The following is an 18,190-nucleotide window of genomic DNA, read 5'->3' on the forward strand; positions in this document are numbered from 1 at the left end:
CGCGTTAGTCGAGTTTGCTCGGTGGTGGCTCCGGTGCATCCGCGACTTTTCCGGCAGGCGGTTCGGGTGCGTCCTGCTCCTGGGTGGGGCCGGCGATGGTCTTGCGATCATCCTCGACCGGGACCAGTTTGTACTCCTGGCCGTGCATGTTCTTGAGGTACACCTCCATCTGTCGGAACGAGATGTTGATGTGCTGCTTCTTGAATTCACGGTTGATGTAGCGGTTGACCTCGTCCAGCACCGGGTTGCGGTCACCCAGGTCACGTACGTGCATGCGCAGTTCGTGGTCGAGGGTGCTTTCGCCGAAGTTGAGGAAGTACACGTGAGGCTCGGGGTCTTTGAGCACCCGTGGGTTTTCCCTGGCAGCCTTGAGCAACAATTCCTTCACCAGGTCCAGGTCGGAGCCGTAGTCCACGCCGAGTTTGAGGGTGACGCGGGTGATGGTGTCGGTCAGCGACCAGTTGATCAGTTGCCCGGTAATGAACGTCTTGTTCGGGACAATAATGTCCTTGCGGTCGAAGTCGGTGATGGTGGTGGCGCGGATGCGGATCTTGCTCACCGTGCCCGACAGGTTGCCGATGGTGATGGTGTCGCCGATACGCACCGGGCGTTCGAACAGGATCATGATGCCGGAGATGAAGTTGGCGAAGATCTCCTGCATGCCGAAGCCCAGGCCCACCGACAGCGCGGCCACCAGCCATTGCAACTTGTCCCAGCTCACGCCGAGGGTGGACAGCGTGGACACAAAACCCACGCCGGCAATCACGTAGGACAGCAACGTGGTGGTGGCGTAGGCGCTGCCCTGGGCCAGGTCGAGCTTGGACAGCACCAGCACTTCCAGCAAGCCGGGCAGGTTGCGCGCCAGGGCGAAGGTGATGCCGATAATGATCAGCGCGCCCAGAAAGTCGCCGATGCTGATGGGCACCATGCTGATATTCGCACCGGTACCGCTGGTGTATTCGTACAGCGTGACGTTATCCAGGTAGGAAAACACTGAGATCAGGTCCGACCACACCCAGTACAGCGCGGCGATAAAACCGCCGAGCAGGGCCAGGCGGATCAGGCGCAAGGATTGTTCATTGACCTTTTCGATGTCCAGGGTCGGTTCTTCAACCACCGCTTCACCTTCACCGGCTTCCTTGGCTGCCTGGCGTTTGGCCAGGGCGCGCGCGTAGGCCAGGCGCCGTGCGGCGACGCTCAGCCAGCGCACGAAGGTGGCTTCGGCCACCAGCCAGAACATCAGCAGGTACAGGGTGTTGATCAGACGGTCGCTGAGCTTGAGGGCGGTGTAGTAGTAGCCGAAGCACACGGCGATAAACAGTGCGACGGGCAGCGCGGTAAACAGCAGGCCCATGGCTTTACGAAACAGTGAGGCTTTTTCGTGGGTAGGGCTGTTCAGCAACAGGCGGCCCAGCAGCCAAGCCATCAGCGCATAACAGGTCAGCACCACGCCGATGCCCAGCACGTCATCGGCCAGCGCCGCCGGCTGATGCTCGGCAACCGCCACCACGGCGACCAGGGCCAGTACCACCAGCCCGAGCTTGCGCACCCAGCCCTGGAGGAATTCAACCTGGGGTTTTTCCCAGCGAAAATGCAGTTCGGCCACGCCACCTGGGGCGAGAATCCGGTAGGCGGTGTAGAACACCAGCCACGCCTGGGCCAGTTGCAGCAGGGCGGAACCCAGGTTGGCGTTTTGCCCGCGGGCGTCGATCTGCAGCGCATAGCCGCACAAGGCCAGGCCCAGGGACACCGGCAGGGCCAGCAGGATATTGATCAGGATGGCCTGCGGCGTGTGCCACTGGCTGTCGCGCTTGAAGTGGCCGATGTCCAGGTGAACCTTGCTCAACCGCTGGTACAGCGCCTTGCGTCGCCACAGCAGGGCGCCGATCAACAGCAGCAACGGCAGGAACAGCAGCGGGCGCTGGGTGAGGCCGTCATACAGTTCGCTGACGCTGGAGGCCCACGGCAGGCTGGTGACTTGCTTGCTCAGATGCGCCGGCACCGTTTCCAGCCATTCTGTGTCCAGCGGCTTGTTGCTGGGGATCCAGAACATCTGTTCATCGAGCGTCGCGCGCAGGGTGGTGGCGGTGCTCAGCAGTTGTTTCTGGTTCAGTTGCAGGGTGATGGATTCGTTGAGCAGCGCGCTCAGCTCACGGCTCAGGCGCTCCAGCAAGTCACTGCGGGTAATCGCCAGTTCCAGCAAGGTGCGGCGCAGTTGCGGGGTCACGTCATCCGGCGGCTGGTTGGCCAGCAGGTTATCCACATAAGCGCTGGGGGAGCTGATCAACTCGCGTTTCTGGTTGACCTCGAACTGGTACAGGCGAATGTTGGCGATGTCGTCGGCCAGGTCGCGATCCACCGTGAGGCGCGGCAGTGCCTGTTTTTGCTTATACAGAATCTTGGAGAGCAGCAGGCTGCCCCTGAGCACGTTGATCTGGTCGTCCAGTGCCGCGTCGTTCTGGGTCACCGTGTCCAGTTGCTGCTTGGTCTGCAGGTTTTTCTGGGTCAGCTCGTTGAGCCGGTCGGTGCTTTTGAGCAGGTAGTCGGAGAGCTTCAGGTTCTCTGCGCTTTCCGTGGCCAGGATGGCGCTGCCGCCGGACTTCTGCGCCTCGATGGACTGCTGCGTGACTGTCTGCTGGGACTGGGCCAGGCGTTTCTGGTTGATCAGGTTTTGCAGGTCCTGGATCTCTTGTTCCAGGCGCGCGGCTTTTTCCTGGATCAGGTCGTGCTGGCTGTTGCCCAGGTCTTGCAGTTGACTGTTGCCGGCCAGTTCCTGGCGGCGCAGCGGGATCAAGGCGTTGAGGGCTGCCAGCTCGGCGTTCAACTGGTTGCGTTGGTCGCCGCTGAGGGTTTTGCCATTGTCCTTGCCGGCCTTGAGGGTCGCGTTGATCTGCAGGATGCGCGCCTGGCTGCTGCTGATTTCGGTCTGCGCACGCTCGGGGCGGGTCTGCGCGGCGATGGTCATGCTGTTGGCGTCGGCCAGCTCTTTTTGCAGGTCGCCTTGCTGGGTGCTGCGCTGCACCAGCAGTTGTTCCAGCTGCGGTATAGGCAGCGTCGCGTAACGCTGGGCTACCGGGATGACTTTGGTGGCCTTGAGCCGGGTCAGCTCGCGCTGGTTTTCGCTGGTCTGGCGCGGGGCATCTTCCAGCTGGCGCTTGACGTCGGCGAGACGCTGTTCGTAATCCTGCTGGTTGCCCAGGTACGTCAGGGTCTGCTGCAGGATGGTTTGCAGCGCCTTCATGTCGGCGTCGGGCAGTTTGCGGTCGGGCAGCTTGTCCAGGGTTTGCTGGATGGCGTCGGCGCTGGGCGGGTCGGCGGCGTAGACGTTGCCGACACAGAGAGTCAGGCCCAGCAGGGCGGTGGCGAGAAATGTGCGCAGGGTTGGCATAGAGACCGATTGAGCAAGGTGAAGAGTCGGGAGCGTGGCGTCGCTCCGCAGTTTAGAGGAAGAGTCCGGGGCCCGGGCGACTTCCTTCGGGGAATCTGACGCCCACTTTGCCGATCTTGTTCCCGTCCATGACCGCGACGGTCCAGATGGTGTTGTTCCACTCCACCTGGTCGCCGACCACCGGCGCGCCGCCAACTTTCTGGGTGATGAAACGGCTCAACGGCATGTCCGGGTCGATCCCTTCGAGCTTGAGGCCATACAACGCCGACACCGCGCCCAGCTGGGCGTCGCCTTCGAGGACGAAGTCGCCGAAGAAGCGCAGGTCGAGGCCGCGTTGCGGTGCCTGGCTGAACAGTTTGCCCAGGGCCGGCAGGTTGTGTTCGTGGCCGATCACGCAGAGCAGATCGTCGACTTCCAGCACCGTACTACCCGACGGATGGAGCAGTTGCTGACCACGGAACAGGGCGGCGATACGCGTGCCTTCGGGCATTTTCAGCTCACGCAGGGCCGCGCCGATGCACCATTTTTCCGCGCCCAGGCGGTAGACGAACAGTTCCCACTCACTGGTGACATGCACTTCCAGGGCAGAGCGGGAGATCGGCGCGGGGTCCGGCGGTACCGTGACCTTCAACAACTTCGCCACCCACGGCAGGCTTGTGCCCTGCACCAGCAGTGACACCAGCACGATAAAGAATGCCAGGTTGAAATACAGCTGTGCATGGGGCAGCCCGGCCATCAGCGGGAACACTGCCAGAATGATCGGCACCGCGCCGCGCAGGCCGACCCAGGCGATAAAGGCTTTTTCGCGGCCGTGGAACGCTTTGAATGGCAGCAGGCCGACCAGTACCGACAGCGGTCGCGCAAACAGAATCATCCACAGCGCCAGGCCCAGCGCCGGCAGGGCGATTGGCAGCAAATCATGGGGGGTGACCAGCAGGCCCAGCACCAGGAACATGCCGATCTGCGCGAGCCAGGCCATGCCGTCGAGCATATGCAAAATGCCATGACGGCTGCGCACCGGGCGGTTGCCGATCACCAGGCCGCATAGGTACACGGCGAGGAAGCCGCTGCCGTGCAGGGCGTTGGTCAGGGCGAACACGAACAGGCCGCCGGCGATCACCAGGATCGGGTAGAGACCGTTGGCCAGATTGATGCGGTTGACCATCTGCAGCATCAACCAGCCGCCGCCGAGGCCGACGATGCCGCCGATGCCGAATTCGCGCACCAGATGGGTCAGCAGGCTCCAGTGCAGGCCGGTCTGGCCGCTGGCGAGCATGTCGATCAGGGTCACGGTGAGGAACACCGCCATCGGGTCGTTGCTGCCGGATTCAATTTCCAGGCTGGCGCTGACCCGTTCGTTCAGGCCCTTGCCGCCGAGCAGCGAGAACACCGCCGCGGCGTCGGTGGAGCCGACGATGGCGCCGATCAGCAAACCCTGGATGATGTTGAGATTAAACAGCCACGCCGCCGCCATGCCGGTGAGGCCGGTGGTAATCAACACCCCCACCGTGGCCAGCGACAACGCCGGCCAGAGCGCCACGCGAAAACTCGCTACCCGGGTGCGCAAGCCGCCGTCGAGCAAAATCACGGCCAGTGCCAGGTTGCCCACCAGGTAAGCGGTCGGGTAGTTATCGAAGATGATGCCGCCACCATCGACACCGGCCAGCATGCCCACGCCCAGGATGATCACCAGGATCGGGATGCCCAGGCGCGACGAAAGAGAACTCACCAGAATGCTCGCACTCACCAGCAACGCGCCGATCAAGAACAGGCTGTTGATGGTAGTCGCATTCAAAGGCAGTACTCCATAAGCAAACAAGACAGGGCGCAGGCTGACCATGCAGTCTGCGTGCCAGCGATTCTAACCTGTTGAATTGCTGCGCTGTCAAAAAGCTTTTCCTGATTCGCATGGACCCAAATGTGGGAGGGGCAAGGCCCTCTGGCACATTTTTAACTGAGTACAGTCAGTTGGAGACGCAAGCGCCCGACCAGGGGTTTTACGGTTTCAGGAACCAGATGGGGGAAATGCAGTCACTAAGGCTCGAAAGTGTGGCCCGGCCCTTAAAAAGCGGGCCGCGCGCCGGGGATAACCCTGGCATCCGAGGTGATTTTTCTTTATCGTCACCGCCCTTTGAAAAAGCCAGAGAAATCAAAATGTTAGAAGCATCCCTCAGCCAATTGGAACAACTGGTCAACGACCTGGTACAGCAAAACCAGGACCTGTTGGGCGCCAATCAATCCCTCAAGGCCGAACTCGCCAGCGCCAAGGATGAGAACGACAGCCTGCAACTGAGCCTGATGGAACAGGAAGAGAAGCACGGCGCCACCGCGGCGCGTATTCAGGCGTTGGTTGAGCGCGTGAGCGCAGGTCCTGTCAGCGCATGAATGAAGGGATAAAGGTCGTTTCGATTCTCGGAGAGGATTACTCGATCAAGGCGCCGGTCGGGGAAGATAAAACCCTGATGCACGCCGTGACCATGCTCAAGGCTTCCCTGGCCACCACCAAGAAAAAGTACCCGACCCTGATCGGTGACAAATTACTGGTGCTGGCGGCGCTGAACCTGTGCGCCGAGCAGATCGAAATGCAGCAGGCCCATCAACAGGAACTCGACCGTTACCAAGAGCAAGTCAGCGCCACGGTCGAAGTGATTTCCAAGGCGATCCAGCCTTAGAACCACGCATCCTGCATCCCCAGGCACGTATCATCACGTGCCTCCAGAATCGCCAGTTCATGATGGCAGCCCGGTACTTCCCAGGTCAGGAAGTAACGGGCGGCCTGGAGTTTGCCTTTATAAAAGGCCACATCCGCCGCATTGCCCAAGGCCAGCCCTTCTTCGGCGTGAATTGCCTGTTCCAGCCAGCGCCAGCCAATCACAGTGTGCCCGAACACCTTCAGGTACAGCGCCGAGTTCGCCAGGCTGCTGTTGACCTGGCCTTGGGCGAGATCCGTCAGCAGTCCCAGTGTGACGTCCTGCAGGCGCGCCACCAACTGTTCCAGAGGTGTTCTCAAGGCTGTGAGTGATGGGTATTTCTGTGCCCGCGCAGCGGTTTCGGCGATCAGGCGGATCAGTTGCTTGAGCCCCGCGCCGCCGTTCTGCGCCAGTTTGCGCCCGAGCAAATCCAGGGACTGGATGCCGTGAGTGCCTTCATGAATGGGGTTCAGGCGGTTGTCACGGTAGTACTGCTCCACCGGGTATTCTCGGGTGTAGCCGTGGCCGCCGAGGATCTGGATCGCCAGTTCGTTGGCCTTGAGGCAGAACTCGGACGGCCAGGATTTGACGATGGGCGTGAGCAGGTCGAGCAGTTCGTGGGCCTGCTTGCGCTCGGTTTCGGTGTCCAGCGTGGTGGTGTCGTCGAACAGCCGTGCGGCGTACAGGCCCAGGTCGAAGGCGCCCTCCACGTAGGCTTTTTGCATGAGCAGCATGCGTTTGATATCGGCGTGCTGGATGATCGACACCGGCGCGGTGGTGGGGTCCTTGCTGTCGGGCAGGCGGCCTTGCGGGCGTTCGCGGGCGTATTCCAAAGAATACAGATAGCCGGCATAACCGAGCATCACCGCACCCATGCCGACGCCGATACGTGCCTCGTTCATCATCTGGAACATGCAGCTCAGGCCCTGATGCGGCTTGCCCACCAGATAGCCGACGCAGTTACCGTTATCGCCGAAATTCAGCGCGGTGGACGTGGTGCCCCGCCAGCCCATCTTGTGAAACAGCCCGGCCAGCAGCACATCGTTGCGCGCGCCGAGGCTGCCGTCATCATTGACCAGAAACTTGGGCACGATAAACAGCGAGATACCCTTCACCCCGGCCGGTGCATCCGGCAGTTTGGCCAACACCATGTGCACGATGTTTTCCGATAGCGGATGGTCGCCGCCGGAGATGAAGATCTTGTTGCCCTTGAGCCGATAGGTGCCGTCAGCCGCAGGTTCCGCGCGTGTACGAATATCCGACAGGGATGAGCCCGCGTGGGGCTCGGTCAGGGCCATGGTGCCGAAGAAGCGACCGTCGATCATCGGTTGCAGGAAGCGCTGTTTCTGCTCTTCGGTGCCGAAGCTTTCGATCAGGTTGGCCGCGCCCATGGTCAGGAACGGGTAGGACGTGGACGCCGCGTTGGCTGATTGGAAGTGTGCGAAACACGCCTGGGACAGCAGGGTGGGCAACTGCATGCCGCCCGCGTCGAAACTGCGCGCAGCGTTGAGGAAACCCGCTTCCAGAAACGCATCCACGGCCGGCTTGACCTCAGGAATCAGAAGGGCCTTGCCGTCCTCGTAGCGCGGTTCATTTTCGTCGTTCTTGCGGTTGTGCGGCGCGAAGTACTTTTCGGCGATGGAGCGCGCGGTGCTGATGGCCGCATCGAAGGTTTCGCGGTTGTGCTCGGCAAACCGTTCGCGCTGGGTCAGGCCCTCGGCATCGAGGACTTCGTACAGCTCGAAAGCCAGATTGCGGGAACTGAGCAGCGTCTCGGACATGGCGGATTACCTTTAGAAAAGTATGCCGCAGTCTAGGAGCGCTAATAAAAACGGGGAAGGAAGATAGATGGGGGTGATGGGGCGGCACAAGTTGCAAGCTTCAAGCTACAAGTAAGAGCGCGATGCTTTTACTTGCAGCTTGTAGCCTAAAACTTGCCGCTGCTGCTTAACCGATGGTCATCAGGCTGGCGTTACCACCCGCTGCCGCCGTGTTAACACTCAACGCCCGCTCAATCACCAGGCGCTCCAGTGCAATCGCCGTCTCACCTTGCGACAAACCATGCACGCCAACAATCGCACCGCCACGCTGGGCCACTTGTTTGCACACCGCGCGCAGTTGGTCGGAATCGCCGTGGTGCAGGACGGCGTCGAACACCACCTCGTCCTTGGTCCAATCGGCCACGCGCTGGATCTTCGCCTGAATCTCCTTCGGCAGGCGTGGGAACACTGCCTTGGTCAGGTCGGTTTCCGGCCATACCGCTGAGCCACCGACCGCCAACACCGCGGCCAGTTGGGTCAACAGGTCGCCTTCCACTTCCGCCAGGCACAGCACGTGCTCGCGGGGCAGGATGGCGTAGCTGTTGCGCTCGCCGGTCGGGCCGGCCAGTTGGCGGGTGATACCGCTTTGCGATTGCGCGGCGAATTGAGTGCACAGGGCGCTCAGCTCGCTGAACTTATTGCTGTCGGCCCAGGTTTTCAGGGCGGTCAGCGGTTGGCTCATGGCGTCGCGCAGGCGCACGTCCGGAGCGGCCAGTTTGTCGCCGCGTACGAAGGATTGCTCGATCGCATCGGTAGGACGGGTCGACAGCAGGCGGTACAGGTACAGCGGACCACCGGCTTTCGGACCCGTGCCCGACAGGCCTTCGCCGCCGAACGGCTGCACGCCGACCACGGCCCCAACAATGTTGCGGTTGACGTAGACGTTGCCGGCATTGACGTTGTCGATCACCTTGGCGATGGTCTCGTCGATGCGGGTATGCACGCCCAGGGTCAGGCCATAGCCGGACGCATTGATCTGGCCGATCAACTGGTCGATCTCTTTACGCTTGTAGCGCACCACGTGCAGCACCGGGCCGAAGATCTCGCGTTGCAGCTCGTCGAAGCTTTCCAGTTCGATCAGGGTTGGCATGACGAAGGTGCCGCGCTTGATCTCTTCACCGTCGGCAATCGCCACTTGGTAAACGTTGCGGCCTTTGTCGCGCATGGCCTGGATGTGTTTCTCGATGCCGGCCTTGGCTTCGGCGTCGATCACCGGGCCGATGTCTACCGACAGGCGCTCCGGGTTGCCCAGGCGGCATTCAGCCATGGCGCCCTTGAGCATTTCGATGACGCGGTCGGCCGAATCTTCCTGCAGGCACAGCACACGCAGGGCCGAGCAACGCTGGCCGGCGCTGTCGAAGGCCGACGACACCACGTCGATGACCACTTGTTCGGTGAGTGCCGAGGAGTCCACGATCATGGCGTTCTGGCCGCCGGTTTCGGCGATCAGCGGGATCGGACGGCCCTGTGCATCCAGGCGGCCGGCGACATTGCGTTGCAGCAGGCGCGCCACCTCGGTGGAGCCGGTGAACATCACACCTTTGACGCGGTCATCACCCACCAGGCGGGCACCGACGGTTTCGCCCTGGCCCGGCAGCAGTTGCAGCACGCCTTCCGGAATGCCGGCTTCCAGCAGGATGCGCACGGCCTGGGCCGCTACCAGCGGGGTTTGCTCGGCAGGCTTGGCCAATACCGGGTTGCCGGCCGCCAGCGCAGCCGCCACCTGGCCGCTGAAAATCGCCAGTGGGAAGTTCCACGGGCTGATGCAGACCACCGGGCCCAACGGGCGGTGGGCATCGTTGGTGAAATCGTTGCGTGCCTGTACCGCGTAGTAGCGCAGGAAGTCCACGGCTTCACGCACTTCGGCGATGGCGTTGGCGAAGGTCTTGCCGGCTTCGCGAGCCAACAGGCCCATCAGTGGCTGGATCTCGCCTTCCATCAGGTCGGCGGCGCGTTCCAGGATCGCGGCGCGTTCGGCGGGCGGGGTGGCCTGCCAGATCGGGCCCGCATTGATGGCGCACTGGATCGCGTTGTCGACGTCTTCGACGGTGGCTTCCTGTACCTGGCCGACCACATCACGCAGGTCGGATGGGTTCAGCACTGGCGTCGCCGCTTGTTCGCTGGCGTCGCAACCAAGCATCGGCGCGGCTTTCCAGTGGTTGTGAGCGGTGGCCAGCAGGGCGCAGGACAGCGACGCCAAGCGGTGTTCGTTGGCCAGGTCGATACCGGCCGAGTTGGCGCGGTCGCTGCCGTACAGGTCGCGCGGCAATGGGATGCGCGGGTGTGGCAAGCCGAAGCCGCCTTCCTGCGTGGCCATTTGCTCGATGCTGGCTACCGGGTCGGCCACCAGTTCCTGGATCGAGATGGATTGGTCGGCGATACGATTGACGAACGAGGTGTTGGCGCCGTTTTCCAGCAGGCGACGTACCAGGTACGCCAGCAGCGTTTCGTGGGTGCCGACCGGTGCGTACACGCGGCACGGACGGTTCAGCTTACCTTCGGAAACCTTGCCTACAACCTGCTCGTACAACGGCTCACCCATGCCGTGCAGGCATTGGAATTCGTACTGGCCGGGGTAATAGTTCTGACCGGCGATATGGTAGATGGCCGACAGGGTATGGGCGTTGTGCGTGGCGAACTGCGGGTAGATGACTTCCGGCACCGACAGCAGCTTGCGTGCGCAGGCGATGTAGGACACGTCGGTGTACACCTTGCGGGTATAGACCGGGTAGCCTTCCAGGCCTTCGACCTGGGCGCGCTTGATTTCGCTGTCCCAGTACGCGCCCTTTACCAGGCGGATCATCAGGCGGTGGCGGCTGCGGCGAGCCAGGTCGATCACATAGTCGATCACGTACGGGCAACGCTTCTGGTATGCCTGGATCACGAAACCGATGCCGTTCCAGCCGGTCAGTTGCGGCTCGAAGCACAGGCGTTCGAGCAGGTCCAGGGACAGTTCCAGGCGGTCGGCTTCTTCGGCGTCGATGTTCAGGCCGATGTCGTATTGCTTGGCCAGCAGGGTCAGGGACAGCAGGCGCGGGTACAACTCATCCATCACGCGTTCGTACTGTGCGCGGCTGTAACGCGGGTGCAGGGCCGAGAGTTTGATGGAGATGCCCGGGCCTTCATAAATCCCACGGCCATTGGAGGCTTTGCCGATGGAGTGAATGGCTTGTTCGTACGAGGCCAGGTACTTCTGGGCGTCGTGTTCGGTGAGCGCGGCTTCACCGAGCATGTCGTAGGAATAGCGGAAGCCCTTGGCTTCAAACTTGCTGGCATTGGCCAGGGCTTCGGCGATGGTTTCGCCGGTGACGAACTGCTCGCCCATCAGGCGCATGGCCATGTCGACGCCCTTGCGGATCATCGGCTCTCCGCTCTTGCCGATGATGCGGCTCAAGGACGAGGTCAAGCCTGCTTCGTTGTGCGTGGCGACCAGTTTGCCGGTCAGCAGCAGGCCCCAGGTGGCGGCATTGACGAACAGCGACGGGCTGTTGCCCAGGTGCGGCTGCCAGTTGCCGGTGCTGATCTTGTCGCGGATCAGCGCGTCGCGGGTGCCCTTGTCCGGGATGCGCAACAGCGCTTCGGCCAGGCACATCAGCGCTACGCCTTCCTGGGATGACAGGGAAAATTCCTGCAGCAGGCCCTGAACAATACCGGCACGGCCGCCGGCGCTCTTCTGGTTGCGCAGTTTTTCGGCAATGGTGGCGGCCAGCTTGTTGGTGGCTTCGGCCATTGGAGCCGGCAGGCGGGCCTGCTCGATCAGCATCGGCACCACTTCCGGTTCCGGGCGGCGGTAAGCGGCGGTGATCGAGGCGCGGAGCACCGATTGCGGCAGGATGCTCTCGGCGAACTCAAGGAAGCACTGGTGTGCATGGTCGGCCTGGACCTCGCCCGCATCGTCGGCGTCCTTGCTGCTCAAGCCATTGAGCTCGTTCAGGGTTGCACCACCCTCGAGTTTCTCCAGGTAATTGAAAATCGCCTGCTTGATCAGCCAGTGCGGCGTGCGATCAATGGAGGTCGCGGCAGCCTTCAGGCGTTCGCGGGTCGGGTCGTCGAGTTTGACCCCAAGGGTGGTCGTCGCCATTTTCTTATCCTCATGGGTGCCACTACCGAGTGGCATTAGCTGGCGGCAAGATTAGCTTTGCCCATGAAGAGGTGCAACCGGGTGCAACCTTTTTTATGCATGAAATTTTCGACGTTCATCCGAAAAAAATTTCCCGCCAGCGGAATACGCTTTGCGCTGGTGCGTTTGCTTCTGAGATCGGCTGTTCTTGCTCCGAAAAGGAGCAAAAACACAGCGTTTGGTCGAATTCACATCCGGGTGCAACTTATTCGCAAGAAACAGGTTGCACCTTATTTGCTTTGTTGAATAGCATTCGTGCCCAAGGTGCAACCATCCTGAAAGCCGGGGGGTTCATCGGCTGACGGCTTTCCTGGGGAAACGTCAGTCATAAATGCGCGGCACGCAGGTTCGTTTACCCAGCTATACAGTGGGTAGCGTCCGACAGACCGCTGCCACATAAAAACAATGCCAGGGCGTCACTCTTATGAGCGTTAGTAACCCAACCCTGATCACGTTCGTGATCTATATCGCAGCAATGGTGTTGATCGGCTTGATGGCCTATCGCTCCACCAACAACCTTTCCGATTACATCCTTGGCGGTCGCAGCCTCGGTAGCGTGGTGACAGCCTTGTCCGCCGGTGCTTCCGACATGAGCGGCTGGTTGTTGATGGGCTTGCCGGGCGCGATCTACATGTCCGGCCTGTCGGAAAGCTGGATCGCCATTGGCCTGATCGCCGGCGCCTACCTCAACTGGCTGTTCGTGGCCGGTCGCCTGCGGGTACAGACCGAGCACAACGGCGACGCCCTGACGCTGCCTGACTACTTCTCCAGCCGTTTCGAAGATAAAAGCGGCCTGCTGCGGATCATTTCGGCCATCGTGATCCTGGTGTTCTTCACCATCTACTGCGCTTCCGGCATCGTGGCCGGCGCCCGCCTGTTCGAAAGCACCTTCGGCATGTCCTACGAGACCGCGCTGTGGGCGGGGGCTGCGGCGACCATTGCCTACACCTTTATCGGTGGTTTCCTGGCCGTGAGCTGGACCGACACCGTACAAGCCACGCTGATGATCTTCGCGCTGATCCTGACGCCGATCATCGTATTGCTGGCCACCGGCGGTGTGGACACCACGTTCCTGGCGATTGAAGCCAAGGACCCGACCAGCTTCGACATGCTGAAAAACACCACCTTCATCGGCGTCATCTCGCTGATGGGTTGGGGCCTGGGTTACTTCGGCCAGCCGCATATCCTCGCGCGTTTCATGGCGGCGGATTCGGTCAAGTCGATCGCCAACGCGCGTCGTATCTCCATGACCTGGATGATCTTGTGCCTGGCCGGTACCGTGGCGGTAGGTTTCTTCGGTATCGCCTATTTCTCGGCGCACCCGGAAGTGGCAGGTCCCGTGACCGAAAACCCTGAGCGTGTGTTTATCGAACTGGCCAAAATCCTCTTCAACCCATGGATCGCCGGTGTGCTGCTGTCGGCCATCCTCGCGGCTGTCATGAGTACCCTGAGCTGCCAGTTGCTGGTGTGCTCCAGCGCTCTGACCGAAGACTTCTACAAAGCCTTCCTGCGTAAGAACGCCTCCCAGCTTGAGCTGGTGTGGGTCGGTCGTCTGATGGTGCTGGTGGTTGCCCTGATTGCCATCGCCATGGCCGCCAACCCGGAAAACCGCGTGCTGGGCCTGGTGAGTTACGCCTGGGCCGGTTTCGGCGCTGCGTTCGGCCCTGTGGTGCTGATCTCGGTGATCTGGAAAGGCATGACCCGTAACGGCGCGCTGGCCGGTATCCTGGTGGGTGCGATCACTGTGATCGTGTGGAAACACTTCTCGCTGCTGGGCCTGTACGAAATCATCCCAGGCTTCATCTTCGCCAGCCTGGCGATCTACTTCGTGAGCAAGATGGGCGCACCGACGGCCGGTATGGTCGAGCGCTTTGATGCTGCGGAAAAAGACTACAACCTCAATAAGTAATTCGCCGGGCGTTAAGTGCCGGTTGAGTTGAAAGAAGGCCCGCGTCCTACGGATGGCGGGCCTTTTTTTGGGTGTGATTTGGGGATGACTTGAAGAAGATTCAGGCGCCTGCGTGTAGGGTTTTACTGATTTGTCTGGGGTGTGCTCAGCGGGGCGCGGCCGTGAGGCAGAATCTGTCGCCCACCCCTCGCAGAGAAACACCGGATGTTCGCTCCTGCCAATCAAAGCGCCTTTACCCTGACCCTCGACGGTGTGCCAAGCGAACTCAAGGTCTTTGAGTTCCAAGGCACCGAAGCCATCAGCCAACCCTATCGTTTTGACCTGGAGCTGGTCAGCGAACAGCCTGACCTTGATCTGGACGGCTTGCTGCATCGCCAGGTCTACCTGGGTTTCGATAATCAGGGCCATGGTGTGCATGGCCTGGTCCACCGCGTAGCGCAGGGCGACTCGGGGCGGCGCCTGACCCGCTATCAGATCAGCCTTGTGCCGCAGCTGGCGTACCTGATGCACAGCAGTCACCAGCGGATTTTCCAGCACAAGACGGTGCCGCAGATCGTTGCGCAGGTGCTGGTGCAGCAGGGGATTCTGAGTGACCAATTCGATTTCCGCCTGAGCGGTACTTACCCCGAGCGCGAATATTGCGTGCAGTTCGGCGAGACCGATCTGGCGTTCATTCAACGGCTGTGTGCCGAGCTGGGCATTCATTACCACTTTCAGCATTCGCCCGATGGGCACCGGTTGGTGTTCGGGGACGACCAGACGGTATTTGCCCAGGCCGATCAGCCCACCCCTTACATGCCGGGTTCCGGGATGGTGGCGGATACCCCGGCAATCAAACGTTTTGCGGTGCAGTTGGAAACCCGTGCGACCGCCGTCAGCCTGCGCGATTACGACTTTCGTAAACCTGACCTGGTGCTGGAGAGCGGCGTTGCCGGCGACCCGTTGCCACGGCTTGAAGAGCAGGTGTACCCCGGTCATTTTTCTGATCGCGCCCATGGTAAATATCTCGCGCAACGGGGGCTGGAGCGACGTCGGAGTGACTATCGAATCGCCCGTGGCAACGGTGATGAGCCTGCATTGAGCAGCGGGCGGTTCCTCAGGCTGGCCGGGCACCCGCGCGAGCAATGGAATGACGTGTGGCTGGTGACCCATGTTGCTCACGAGGGCCGGCAACCCCAGGTATTGGAAGAGGCGGTCACCGAGGTTGCCGGTGGGGATTCTCGTCAAGGCTATCGCAATGAGTTCGTCGCAGCGCCGTGGGATGTGATCTTTCGTCCATCCATGCCCGAGCAGGCGCGACCGACCCTTTCGGGTTATCAGAATGCGGTGGTCACCGGGCCTCAGGGCAGCGAGATTCATTGCGACGAGTACGGGCGGGTCAAGGTGCAATTGGCCTGGGACCGTGCCGGGGAGCGCAACGACCATTCCAGTTGCTGGCTGAGAGTTGCCAGCGGTTGGGCGCATGATCGTTACGGCGCAGTGTTGCTTCCCCGGGTCGGCATGGAGGTATTGGTGGGCTTCGTCAATGGCGACCTGGACATGCCGCTGGTGATGGGTTGCCTGCCCAACGCGGCCACTGCCGTGCCACTCGATCTGCCGGCGGACAAGACCCGCAGCATTTTCCGCAGTCAGAGCAGCCCCGGTGGTGGCGGCTATAACGAGCTGCGTATTGAAGATCGTAAGGGTGCTGAGGAAATCTACCTGCGTGCTCAGCGCGATTGGACTCAGCATGTGTTGCGTGACCAGCAGGTGCAGGTCGATAACCAGCGGCGGGTGAGGGTCGGCGGTGAATCGCATCATGAACTGCAGGGCGAAGAACAGCGCATCACCCATGGCAATCGCCTGACCGAACTCAAGCAGGACGATCACCTTGTAGTAGGTGGTTCGCAGCAGATGCGCGCCGGGCGGACCATTCGGATCGGCGCCGGGCAAAGCGTGGTGATCGATGCGGGCGCCAGCGTGACGGTTCAGGCTGGCGGTCAGTCGATCACGCTGTCGGCGGGTGGGATCTTCAGCAGCGTGCCGATTCAGCTGGGCAGCGCACCGGCTCCAGTCGCGTCCCCGTTGATGCCGGGAGTGAAGGAAAAATTGCTGGCGGTCATTCCTGCCCCGTTGAGTGGGGTGCAGGTGGCCAGCCTCAAGCGCAGTGCGCCGTTTTGCGAAGAATGTGAGCGCTGTAAGAACGGGCAGTGCTATCTCCCCCATTCCATTCAACCCTAAAAGGAATTTACTTTGATGTCTCAGCCCTTGTCCCCCGGCGCCTGGCTTGCACAGTCGCCTTTGCTGCCCAATCAAAAGCTCTTTGTGGTGCTGAGCGGTGCCAGCGACGCCACACCGCTTGCCGCCTGGCAAACCACGGAAACGGGAATGCCACCTCAATCGATCTGGGCCGATACAGCTTATGCACAATGGGATGAGGTGATGCCTTACGTGGGGATCGTCGAGCCCGGCAGTGCCGTCCTTGACTGGGTCGCAGCCACTGAAGCCACGGATTGGGGCTGGCTGGCGGTATCGTCCAGTCCGCTGGAAACCGTCGTTGCTCACCTGCAAGGCCTGACCAAGGTGCTGCTTCCCGATGGACAGGATGTGTTTTTACGCTTCTGGGATGGGGCTCAATTTCTGCCGATCGTGCAACACCTGGGCGACGAGGCGGGTGAGTTGTTGCCGGTGTTCCAACGCTACCTGATCAATGGCCGGCCACTCACGGTGGCGACGGCGCCAGTCACTGCGGCCAAGGCCAGCCCTTGGTGGCACGTGCCCGTATCGTTACTCGAACACCTGGCAGAGCAATCACCGCAAACCCTGATCGACAATCTGCTGCAATGGCTGCAAGAGCAGCGTCCCGACCTGTACACCGCGTTCACGCCGGCGACCTTGCAGCATAAGGTCGCCTACTTTGTGCGCAGGCCGGCTATCAGTCATGGAACCCTGGCCGACTACCTCGCCTCAGAGTCGAGTTGAGCCCAGTGCCTGCTGCAGGTCATCGATCAGGTCTTCAATTGCCTCGATGCCCACCGAGAGGCGAATCATCTCCGGTTTCACGCCGGCCTTGGCTTGCTCTTGCTCGTTCATTTGCCGGTGGGTCGTGGACGCCGGGTGGCAGGCCAGGGATTTGGCATCGCCGATATTCACCAGGCGCTTGAAGATTTGCAGCGCATCGTAGAAGCGCACGCCGGCATCAAAGCCGCCCTTCAAGCCAAAGGAGAGGATCGCCGAGGGTTTACCCTGCAGATATTTTTGCGCCAGTGCGTGATGCGGGTGGTCCGGCAGCCCGGCGTAGCTGACCCATTCCACGGCCGTATGGCCTTGCAGGAACTGCGCGACCTTCAACGCGTTCTCGGTGTGGCGTTCCATGCGCAGGGCCAGGGTTTCCAGGCCTTGCAGCAGCAGGAACGCATTCATCGGCGCCAGCGCCGCGCCCGTGTTGCGCAGCGGCACGGTGCGGGCACGGGCGATGAAAGCGGCAGGGCCGAATTTTTCGGTGTAGACCACGCCGTGATAGGCCGGCTCCGGGGTGTTGAGGCCGGGGAATTTCTCCGGGTATTGGGCCCATGGGAAAGTGCCGCTGTCGACGATCACGCCGCCCAGGGAGTTGCCATGGCCGCCGATGTATTTGGTCACCGAATGCACCACGATGTCGGCGCCGAACTGGATCGGCTTGCACAGGATCGGCGTGGCCACGGTGTTGTCCACCATCAACGGCACACCACGGTCGTGGGCTACATTGGCCAAGGCTTCGAGGTCGACGATATTACCCGCCGGGTTGCCGATGCTTTCGCAGTACACCAGCTTGGTGTTGTCGTCGATCAGTTCAGCGATGGCCTCGGCCGAGTCGTCGCGGGCGAAACGCACATCCACACCAAAACTGGGCAGCAGGTGGGCGAACAGGGTGTAGGTGCCGCCGTAGAGCTGCGGGGTGGTGACGATGTTGTCGCCGGCCCGGGTGAGGGTCTGGATCGCATAGTGGATCGCCGCGCTGCCGGCTGACACGGCCAGGCCTGCTATACCGCCTTCGAGGGCGGCGAGGCGCTGCTCCAGCACATCGTTGGTGGGGTTCATGATGCGCGTGTAGATATTCCCGGGCACGTCGAGGTTGAACAGGTCGGCACCGTGCTGGGCGTTATCGAATTCGAAGGCGACGTTCTGGTAGATCGGCACCGCGACGGCCTTGGTGGTCGGGTCCGACTTGAAGCCGTGGTGCAGCGCGATGGTGGCGTCTTTCATGATGGTTGTTGACCTCCCTGGAGAATGGATGGCCACAAT

General features: G+C 61.5%; 11 protein-coding genes. 6 read left to right on the plus strand and 5 right to left on the minus strand.

Annotated elements, in window-relative coordinates:
• Positions 1-4: 4 nt before the first annotated feature.
• Positions 5-3,388 (minus strand): mechanosensitive channel MscK, encoded by a 3,384-nt coding sequence (gene mscK / locus PSH66_RS02415; RefSeq protein WP_141063056.1) that lies wholly within the window; start codon positions 3,386-3,388, stop codon positions 5-7.
• Between the two features lie 52 nt (positions 3,389-3,440).
• Positions 3,441-5,183, minus strand: a complete 1,743-nt coding sequence (locus PSH66_RS02420; protein ID WP_078823016.1) for a potassium/proton antiporter — start codon at positions 5,181-5,183, stop codon at positions 3,441-3,443.
• A gap of 359 nt (positions 5,184-5,542) precedes the next feature.
• On the opposite strand from PSH66_RS02420, the gene PSH66_RS02425 reads away from it, so the two are divergent.
• Together PSH66_RS02425 and PSH66_RS02430 are read left to right on the plus strand one after the other, a co-directional pair.
• Positions 5,543-5,773 carry a hypothetical protein gene (locus tag PSH66_RS02425; RefSeq protein WP_042944076.1) on the plus strand — a complete coding sequence of 77 codons (231 nt, stop codon included), beginning with the start codon at positions 5,543-5,545 and terminating at the stop codon, positions 5,771-5,773.
• A complete protein-coding gene (locus PSH66_RS02430) occupies positions 5,770-6,060 on the plus strand; it encodes a cell division protein ZapA (RefSeq protein ID WP_003171269.1) in 291 nt (96 codons plus the stop codon). Before PSH66_RS02425 ends, PSH66_RS02430 begins: the two co-directional genes overlap by 4 nt.
• Here the strand turns inward: PSH66_RS02430 and PSH66_RS02435 are convergent.
• Both PSH66_RS02435 and putA read right to left on the minus strand, forming a co-directional pair.
• Positions 6,057-7,859 carry an acyl-CoA dehydrogenase gene (locus PSH66_RS02435; RefSeq protein ID WP_305428309.1) on the minus strand — a complete coding sequence of 601 codons (1,803 nt, stop codon included), beginning with the start codon at positions 7,857-7,859 and terminating at the stop codon, positions 6,057-6,059. The genes PSH66_RS02430 and PSH66_RS02435 overlap by 4 nt on opposite strands.
• 166 nt (positions 7,860-8,025) lie before the next feature.
• Positions 8,026-11,979, minus strand: a complete 3,954-nt coding sequence (putA, locus tag PSH66_RS02440) for a trifunctional transcriptional regulator/proline dehydrogenase/L-glutamate gamma-semialdehyde dehydrogenase (protein ID WP_141063054.1) — start codon at positions 11,977-11,979, stop codon at positions 8,026-8,028.
• Positions 11,980-12,008: 29 nt separating this feature from the next.
• Here putA and PSH66_RS02445 point away from each other — a divergent pair, with 29 nt between their 5' ends.
• The 4 genes from PSH66_RS02445 to PSH66_RS02460 all read left to right on the plus strand — a co-directional run bounded on the left by PSH66_RS02445 (position 12,009) and on the right by PSH66_RS02460 (position 16,888).
• The gene (locus PSH66_RS02445; RefSeq protein WP_181408570.1) at positions 12,009-12,320 is read left to right on the plus strand and encodes a hypothetical protein; all 312 of its coding nucleotides are present in this window, start codon (positions 12,009-12,011) and stop codon (positions 12,318-12,320) included.
• Positions 12,321-12,442: 122 nt separating this feature from the next.
• Positions 12,443-13,927: a sodium/proline symporter PutP gene (gene putP / locus PSH66_RS02450; RefSeq protein ID WP_305428310.1), complete on the plus strand. Its 1,485-nt coding sequence runs from the start codon at positions 12,443-12,445 to the stop codon at positions 13,925-13,927.
• Positions 13,928-14,131: 204 nt separating this feature from the next.
• Complete coding sequence (locus PSH66_RS02455) at positions 14,132-16,147, plus strand: type VI secretion system tip protein VgrG (protein ID WP_305428311.1); 2,016 nt, start codon at positions 14,132-14,134, stop codon at positions 16,145-16,147.
• Between the two features lie 15 nt (positions 16,148-16,162).
• Entirely contained in the window at positions 16,163-16,888 is a 726-nt protein-coding gene (locus PSH66_RS02460; protein ID WP_003171274.1) for a DUF4123 domain-containing protein, read from the plus strand.
• Here PSH66_RS02460 and PSH66_RS02465 read toward each other — a convergent pair.
• Positions 16,874-18,151 (minus strand): O-acetylhomoserine aminocarboxypropyltransferase/cysteine synthase family protein, encoded by a 1,278-nt coding sequence (locus PSH66_RS02465; protein WP_003171275.1) that lies wholly within the window; start codon positions 18,149-18,151, stop codon positions 16,874-16,876. The genes PSH66_RS02460 and PSH66_RS02465 overlap by 15 nt on opposite strands.
• Positions 18,152-18,190: the final 39 nt, after the last annotated feature.

Source organism: Pseudomonas sp. FP597, assembly GCF_030687435.1.
Taxonomy (GTDB): domain Bacteria; phylum Pseudomonadota; class Gammaproteobacteria; order Pseudomonadales; family Pseudomonadaceae; genus Aquipseudomonas; species Aquipseudomonas lactucae.

Coding starts and splice junctions, on each gene's coding strand:
- mscK (WP_141063056.1), bottom strand. CDS start 3,388: ATGCCAACCCTGCGCACATTTCTCGCCACCGCCCTGCTGGGCCTGACT.
- PSH66_RS02425 (WP_042944076.1), top strand. CDS start 5,543: ATGTTAGAAGCATCCCTCAGCCAATTGGAACAACTGGTCAACGACCTG.
- PSH66_RS02430 (WP_003171269.1), top strand. CDS start 5,770: ATGAATGAAGGGATAAAGGTCGTTTCGATTCTCGGAGAGGATTACTCG.
- PSH66_RS02435 (WP_305428309.1), bottom strand. CDS start 7,859: ATGTCCGAGACGCTGCTCAGTTCCCGCAATCTGGCTTTCGAGCTGTAC.
- putA (WP_141063054.1), bottom strand. CDS start 11,979: ATGGCGACGACCACCCTTGGGGTCAAACTCGACGACCCGACCCGCGAA.
- putP (WP_305428310.1), top strand. CDS start 12,443: ATGAGCGTTAGTAACCCAACCCTGATCACGTTCGTGATCTATATCGCA.
- PSH66_RS02455 (WP_305428311.1), top strand. CDS start 14,132: ATGTTCGCTCCTGCCAATCAAAGCGCCTTTACCCTGACCCTCGACGGT.
- PSH66_RS02460 (WP_003171274.1), top strand. CDS start 16,163: ATGTCTCAGCCCTTGTCCCCCGGCGCCTGGCTTGCACAGTCGCCTTTG.
- PSH66_RS02465 (WP_003171275.1), bottom strand. CDS start 18,151: ATGAAAGACGCCACCATCGCGCTGCACCACGGCTTCAAGTCGGACCCG.